Annotated in this window: 7 protein-coding genes; 3 read left to right on the top strand and 4 right to left on the bottom strand. The window is 71.4% G+C overall.

Going from position 1 to position 6,690, the window contains the following annotated elements; all coding sequences use genetic code 11:
* Positions 1-97: 97 nt before the first annotated feature.
* Positions 98-886 carry a M15 family metallopeptidase gene (locus EYA84_RS33925; protein ID WP_131055283.1) on the bottom strand — a complete coding sequence of 263 codons (789 nt, stop codon included), beginning with the start codon at positions 884-886 and terminating at the stop codon, positions 98-100.
* A 303-nt stretch (positions 887-1,189) separates the two neighbouring features.
* On the opposite strand from EYA84_RS33925, the gene EYA84_RS23150 reads away from it, so the two are divergent.
* Together EYA84_RS23150 and EYA84_RS23145 are read left to right on the top strand one after the other, a co-directional pair.
* On the top strand, positions 1,190-1,819 hold the full coding sequence (locus tag EYA84_RS23150) for a DUF6642 family protein (RefSeq protein WP_131055281.1): 630 nt from the start codon (positions 1,190-1,192) through the stop codon (positions 1,817-1,819).
* Positions 1,820-1,838: 19 nt separating this feature from the next.
* Positions 1,839-2,303 (top strand): PPOX class F420-dependent oxidoreductase, encoded by a 465-nt coding sequence (locus EYA84_RS23145; RefSeq protein WP_131055279.1) that lies wholly within the window; start codon positions 1,839-1,841, stop codon positions 2,301-2,303.
* Between the two features lie 52 nt (positions 2,304-2,355).
* On the opposite strand, the gene EYA84_RS23140 is transcribed toward EYA84_RS23145, so the two are convergent.
* From EYA84_RS23140 to EYA84_RS23130, 3 genes are all read right to left on the bottom strand, one after another.
* Positions 2,356-3,717: a M28 family peptidase gene (locus EYA84_RS23140; RefSeq protein WP_131055277.1), complete on the bottom strand. Its 1,362-nt coding sequence runs from the start codon at positions 3,715-3,717 to the stop codon at positions 2,356-2,358.
* Between the two features lie 180 nt (positions 3,718-3,897).
* Entirely contained in the window at positions 3,898-4,539 is a 642-nt protein-coding gene (locus EYA84_RS23135) for an NAD(P)-dependent oxidoreductase (protein ID WP_131055275.1), read from the bottom strand.
* 51 nt (positions 4,540-4,590) lie between these two features.
* Positions 4,591-5,823, bottom strand: a complete 1,233-nt coding sequence (locus EYA84_RS23130; RefSeq protein WP_131055273.1) for a serine hydrolase — start codon at positions 5,821-5,823, stop codon at positions 4,591-4,593.
* A gap of 73 nt (positions 5,824-5,896) precedes the next feature.
* Here EYA84_RS23130 and EYA84_RS23125 point away from each other — a divergent pair, with 73 nt between their 5' ends.
* Complete coding sequence (locus tag EYA84_RS23125; RefSeq protein WP_131055272.1) at positions 5,897-6,493, top strand: pentapeptide repeat-containing protein; 597 nt, start codon at positions 5,897-5,899, stop codon at positions 6,491-6,493.
* Positions 6,494-6,690 lie beyond the last annotated feature (197 nt).

The raw sequence follows: 6,690 nt of genomic DNA, 5'->3' as shown, positions 1-6,690 counted from the left end.
CGCTGGCCGCGGGCGAGCTGAGCGGGCTCGTCCGCCGACACGACGCCGGCCCGGGCGTACGGGCATCCCCCCGCCCAGCCCGGGCCGGCGTCGCGACTCAGCGGTAGCCGGGTGCGATCCCGCAGTCGGGTGCCGCCCAGTACGTGTTGTTCGTGCTGTTGTCGCGGTTGTTCTCGCGGCGTGAGTCCACGTGCACGTGCGAGTTGTGGCCACTCACCCCGGGGCCGATGATGCCGCTGAAGCCGTGGTTGCGCGCGGCGCGAGCGATCTGGCACAGCGAGCGGTTGTCGGAGACGAGGTCGGCCGCGTTGCCGTAGAGGTGCTGGCTGTTCGAGGCACCACCCACCTGGCTGTTGCAGGTGCGGCTGCGGAATCCGCTGGTCACCTCCAGCGGCTGGTCGCCGAGGCTCTTGCGCAGCGCCTCCAGCTTCCACATCGTGCGCAGGGCGTTCTGCCGGGTCTGCGCGGTGGTCAGCGGACCACCGGTCCAGCCGCCCCGGCCACAGCCGTCGTCCATCTCGTTCCAGGTGAAGTGGCGCGGGGTGCAGTCGTTGTCCTGGATCTGGTACAGCTTCGCGAAGGTCTGCTGGCCGGCGACCCCGTCGGACCGTAGGCCGTACGCGGACTGGAAACGGCGTACGGCGGCAGCGGTCTTCGGGCCGTACTGGCCGTCGAGCTCCACCACGTTGTTGTTGCCCGCCCAACCGGCGATCCGCAGTTGCAGCTCGCGGACGTCGCTGCCCGAGCTGCCCCGGGACAGCGTGCGGTTCCAGGTGTAGCAGCCGTCGGCATGGGCCGGCGGCGCGGCGACCGCCGAGGCGATCGCGGCACCTGGCACGGCCAGGGCGAGGGCGAGGACAGCCCGCTTCATCAGATGTGCGCGCACAGAGAGTCCTCCTGCTAGGAGAGCGAATGGGGTGGCATTCCGGGACGTGGACCGCCGTCCCGTGAATCCACACTCGCACCTCGACGGCCGGTTGGTGACGGTTAACGCGAATTCCTCTCGGGATGACCTGCGATTGTCGGTTGGCCCAGAATTAATCCGATTCGACGGAATCGGGCATTCACCCTGGCCATGCCGCAAAGGCGCGCGACGGTACGGAAAGTCGCAGGTGACCGCAGGACGGGTGATGTCGCCGGGCCGAGGTGGCCCGGTAACCTCAGCGCGGGCGACGACGGGGAGGCGGGCGTGGCACGCGGAGGCATCTTCTGCGTCGAGGGCCAGTGGCACCGGGACCTCAACGAGCGGGGATCGGTGCTGCCCACCCTCGAACTGCTCGAACGGCTGGGCAAGGTCCGTTTCATCCACAAGGACGCGGCCACCCGGGACGAGCTGTTCTACTTCGTCGACCGCTGGCTGCTCAAGCAGTACGCCGACCACCGGCTCGGCTTCTTCGCCATGCACGGCGAGCCGAACCGGCTGTGCCTGACCGACTGGCAGTCGGTCGAGCTGACCGAGGTGGCGGAGTTGATGGCCGGGCGCTGCGAGGGGCGTCGGCTCTACTTCGGCAGTTGTTCGGTCCTGCGCGCCCCCGAGTCGGTGCTGCGGGAGTTCCTCGAGGTGACCGGCGCGGCGTTGATCTGCGGCTTCACCCGCGAGGTGGACTGGGTCGAGTCGGCGGCGTTCGAGACCGTGCTGCTCGACGTACTCGCCAACGGTCGGCGGCACAACGCCGCCGAGCTGCGGATGGGCTCGGCGCACTGGGCGCCGCTCGCCTCCTACCTCGGCTTTCGGGTGATCTACGCCAACGGCCGCGCCTGGCGACCCTCGGCGCGTCCCCGGGTGCCCCGCCAGTCGTCCGTGGGCCGGATCGGCTGACGGCTGGTACAAACGAACGATGCCACGCACGATCGCTCGTAACACCCGCGTCGACCGCGACGACCTGCTCGCCTTCGTCCGCCCCCGGCACCGGGTGGTGCTGATGACCACCCGTCCGGACGGTCGGCCGCAGTCCTCGCCGGTCAGCGCCGGGGTGGACGCCGACGGCCGACTGGTGATCTCCACCTATCCGGAACGCGCGAAAGTCTCCAACATCCGCCGCGACCCCCGGGTGTCGGCGTGTGTGCTCTCCGACGACTGGAACGGACCCTGGGTGCAGCTCGACGGCACCGCCGAGGTCCTCGACCTGCCCGACGCCCTGGAGCCGCTGGTGGAGTACTTCCGCAGCATCTCCGGGGAACACCCGGACTGGGACGACTACCGGGCGGCGATGGTGCGGCAGGGCAAGTCGCTGATCCGGGTGACCATCACCTCGTGGGGCCCGGTCGCCACCGGCGGTTTCCCGGCCCGACTGGCCGACTGACGACGGGCGGGGCACGGCTCCCGCCGTGCCCCGCCCGCCCCGGTGGTGGGTGTCAGTGTCCGGCCGTCGCGTACGTCGCGCAGCCGATCAGCTCCATTGACACCTGCAACCGCTCCAGGCTGATGTTCTTGGCGATGGTGTCCTCCGGGCTGTGGTACGGCGGCTCCAGCAGCGCCGGAGACTCCTCACCCCGCCAGGAGAAGTTGGCGCTGGCGATGCCGACCTCCTGGAACGACTGGTGGTCACTGGCGCCGCGCTGGGTCACCGGGGAGATCTGTGGCTGGTAGCCGAGCCGCAGTGCCGCGGCGGAGACCTCGTCGGTGGCCCGGTTGGCCTCGCCGGTGAAGGAGAGCAGCCAGTACCGCGTCGCCGGGTCCCAGCTCGTGGCGACCATGTCGTTCTGGTAGACGGCGAGGATCCGGTCCCGCTCCACCTGCGGCAGCTCCCGCACGTAGTAGCGCGAGCCGATCAGGCCCTGCTCCTCCGAGCCCCAGAGGCCGAACCGGACCGTGGCGTTGATCGGGATCGCCTTCAGCACCCGGGCCAGTTCCAGGCAGAGCACGGTGCCGGAGCCGTCGTCGTTGGCGCCCGGCGCGCCGATCACCGAGTCGTAGTGCGCGCTGACCATGACCACCGGGCCGTTCGCGCCGGACCGCCCACGCCGCTCGGCCAGCACGTTGTACGAGGTCAGGCCGCGGTGCGCGGTGGTGGCGACGGTGAGGGTGAGCGGTCCGGCGGCGAGCAGCGCCCGCAGCCGGTGCTTCTGCGCCTGGGCGACGCCGACCACCGGGATGCCCAGCGGCGTGGCGGCGGAGCCGGGCAGGGTGGGCGAGAACGCCGACGCGCGGCGCGGCTCGACCAGGTCGGCCGGGAGGAAGACCACACCGGCCGCACCGGCGGCCACCGCCCGCGCCGCCACCGCCTCCCGCTGGGCGGCGACGTAGTCCACCAGCACGATCTTGCCGGCGACGTCGGCGGTGAAGTCCGCCGCCGCACCGGCCCGCACGTCGACGACCGCGGCGGTGACCGAGGTGTCCAGGGCGGCGTGGGCGCTGGCCCCGACCTGCCAGTTCAGGTCGGTGGGCAGGCCGGCGGGGGAGCTGAGCTGGGCGAGGAACTTGTCGGCCACCGGAAACGGTTGCAGCGTGGTGTCGTACCGCAGCTTGTCGAACTGGCCCGCGAGGTAGTTCGCGGCCCGGCGCTCGGACTCGGTGCCGCCGATGCGCGGGCCGATGTCCTCGGAGAGCACCTTCAGGTGTTCCAGCGCCCGGCGGGGGGAGAGCTGAGCGATGACCTTGCGGTCCTGGGGGGTGAGCTTGGGCGGGCGGTGTGCGCCCGGCCGCTTGTCGTCGGCGGCCCAGGCCGGTGCCGGGAGTGCCACGGTGGCCGCCCCGCCGAGTGCGACGGTGAGCATGCGTCGACGGTTGAACACAGTGGAGCTGGACGATTCGTGCGAGGGTGTCACGGCGTCGTCGAGGGATGACAAGAGCAAGCCTCCTGATTCGAGGTACGGACCCGGGAGTCAGGGGTGAACATCCCGGGTCACTGCGGCTCGAATCTAACCCGCTAGCTGCTCGTTCTCAAGATCGAGGAATTAGTATGCGGCAGTGAACCGCATATTCCGGAAACGCGGGCTCTCGATTTCGTCGACCACCGCGACCGCCAGATCCTCGTAGCTGAGCGCGCTGCGGCCATCGTCGTCGGTCACTGGCTGCTCGGTGCCGGTGCGGTACCGTCCGGTGCGCTCGCCGGGATGGAACTCCAGCGGCGGCGGGGACAGGTAGGTCCAGGTGACACCGTCGGCAGCGGACCGGTAGACGTCCAGCGCGTCGGCCTGGCCGAGCGCGGCCTCCCGGTAGTCGGCGGGGAAGTCCGGCTCGTCGAGCAACCGGCCCCCGGTCGGAGTGAGCAGGGTGGACCCGCCGCCGACGTGGATCACGCGGGGCGCGGCCGGCATCCCGCCCAGCACGTGGAGCAGCGTCCGGGCCGCGTCCGGCCACAGCGTACGGTCGCCACCGCCGATCGCCACCACCAGCGCGTCGGCGTCCGGCGCCAACTCCCGTACGCTGCGCTCGCTGGTGGCGTCCCCGGTGACCACGCGTACGGCCGGTGGCAGGTACGAGACGGCCTCCGGTCGGCGTACCGCGGCCACCACCCGGTGTCCCCGGTCGACCGCCTCCACCACGATGCGGGAACCCGCGGTGCCGCCCGCCCCGAACACGACGATGTTGCTCACCACCCCAGGCTATGGACCGGGCCCGGGGAGCGTCGGTGGAACGGCGATCCTTCAGTCCACCAGGGCGGAGTAGACGAGCTGCCTCAGCTGCGCGCGCAGCGGCCAGGTGCTCGACGGCATGAGCTGGGTGAACAGCAGGGCGGTGAGCTGCTCCGCCGGGTCGACCAGGAACGCGGTGCTCGCCACCCCGCCCCAGTAGTACTCGCCCACGCTGCTCGGCAGCCGGCTCGGCACCGGGTCGTCGACCACCGCGAAGCCGAGGCCGAACCCGATGCCGTCCAGCGTCGTCTCGGCGAACCCGCCGGTGGACAGCGTGCCCAGGTCACCGCCGCCGGGCAGGTGGTTGCGGGTCATCAGGCGCACCGTACGCGGGCCGAGCAGGCGTACCCCGTCGAGCTCGCCGCCGCGCAGCAGCATCTGGGTGAACCGGTGGTAGTCGGCGGCCGACGAGATCAGGCCACCGCCGCCGGAGAGGAGACTCGGCTTCGCGTACGCCAGGTCGCCGAGCCGGTCGTGCCGGACCGCCCGACCGGTGGTCGGGTCCGGCACGTAGAGCGCGGCCAGCCGCTCGGCGTCGGCCCCCGCCACGTGCCAGCGGGTGTCGGTCATGCCCAGCGGATCCAGCATCCGTTCGCGCAGGAAGGTGTCCAGGCTCTGCCCGGAGACCACCTCGATCAGCCGGCCCAGCACGTCGGTGGCGACCGAGTAGCCCCACGCGGTGCCGGGCTGGAACAGCAGTGGCAGCTCACCGAAGACCCGGGAGGCCTCGGCCAGGTCCACGCCCGACGGCGGGTACAGGTCGTACCCGGCGGCCCGGTACAGGCCGTCGACCACCGAGGTCTGCATGAAGCCGTACGTCAGCCCGGAGGTGTGACTGAGCAGGTGCCAGACCCGGATCGGCTCGATCGCCGGCACCGTGTACGGCTTCAGCGTCGAGCCCTTCGAGTAGACCCGCATGTCGGCGAACTCGGGCAGCCAGCGGCCGATCTCGTCGGTCAGCTCGAAACGGCCCTCCTCCCAGAGCATCATCGCCGCCACCGAGGTGATCGGCTTGCTCATGGAGTAGATCCGCCAGAGCGTGTCCGCCTCGACCGGCGTACCGGCCTCGCGGTCGCGCAGCCCGTACGCCGCGCTGTGCGCGATCTCGCCGCGCCGGGTGACCAGCACCTGGAAACCGGCGAGCCGGCCGTCGTCGACGTACCGGCCGAAGTGCGCGTCGATCCGGGCCAGCCGGGCCGGGTCGAAACCGACCTCGGCCGGCGCGATGCTGCGTGCCATGCTCATCCGACCGAACCTACCGGCCGGTACGCGGGCCGGGAACGAAAGGTCGTCGGTGTCACTGGCTAGGCTCCGCCTCATGCCGGAGCCGATCGAGGGCGTCACCTTCCACGACGAGGACTGGTACGCCGAGGAGCTGACCGACCGGCGTTTCGTCGGGTGCACCTTCCACCGCGTCGACTTGACCGAGGCCACCAGCCGGGGTGCCGTCTTCGACGGCTGCACCTTCGGCGACGTGCTGTTCAACGTCTCCCGGCACGTCGACTCGGCCTTCACCCGGTGTGTCTTCACCCGCTGCAACCTGTTCGAGGCGGAGTTCACCGGCTGCAAGTTCGTGGGCAGCAGCTTCGACCGGTGCGATCTGCGTCCGCTGACCGTCGACGGCGGCGACTGGTCGTTCGTCACGCTCGCCGGCGCCGACCTGCGGGGCGCGCGCCTCACCGGCGTACGCATGCGGGAGGCCGACCTCTCCGGTGCCGACCTGACCGGCGCGACCGTGAGCGGCGGCGACCTCTCCGACGTGCAGTGGCGCGGAGCCCGGCTGTCCGGTGCGGACCTGCGCGGCAGTGACCTCTCCGGTCTGGATCCGACCGCCGTGCACCGCTCCGGCGCGATCGTCGACGCGGTGCAGGCCGTCATGATGGCCCGCGCCCTCGGCTTCCAGGTCCTCGGCTGAGCCGTCCGTGGCGACGAACCGGCCACGACGCTGCCGCCTGACTAGCGCGCCGGGTGTCGGTGATGCGAATGTGAGACGGCCCCGCGTCCGGGTCGAGCGTGCCGGCGTGATTCCGGTCCGGCAGAAGTGGAGAGTCGGTGGCGGAGGAGAAGCCCGCGCAGCCGGTCGGGCCGGCGTCGCACCGCACCCGGGCGGGC

The organism is Verrucosispora sp. SN26_14.1 (assembly GCF_004307965.1).
In the GTDB taxonomy this organism is placed as follows: Bacteria; Actinomycetota; Actinomycetes; order Mycobacteriales; family Micromonosporaceae; genus Micromonospora.
Note: the sequence above shows the minus strand (reverse complement) of the source record. Positions and strands in the feature narration are given on the sequence as shown.

Excerpts from the sequence above, each read along its gene's own strand:
- EYA84_RS23145 (WP_131055279.1), top strand. The coding sequence starts at position 1,839 with ATGCCACGCACGATCGCTCGTAACACCCGCGTCGACCGCGACGACCTG.
- EYA84_RS23140 (WP_131055277.1), bottom strand. The coding sequence starts at position 3,717 with ATGCTCACCGTCGCACTCGGCGGGGCGGCCACCGTGGCACTCCCGGCA.
- EYA84_RS23130 (WP_131055273.1), bottom strand. The coding sequence starts at position 5,823 with ATGAGCATGGCACGCAGCATCGCGCCGGCCGAGGTCGGTTTCGACCCG.
- EYA84_RS23125 (WP_131055272.1), top strand. The coding sequence starts at position 5,897 with ATGCCGGAGCCGATCGAGGGCGTCACCTTCCACGACGAGGACTGGTAC.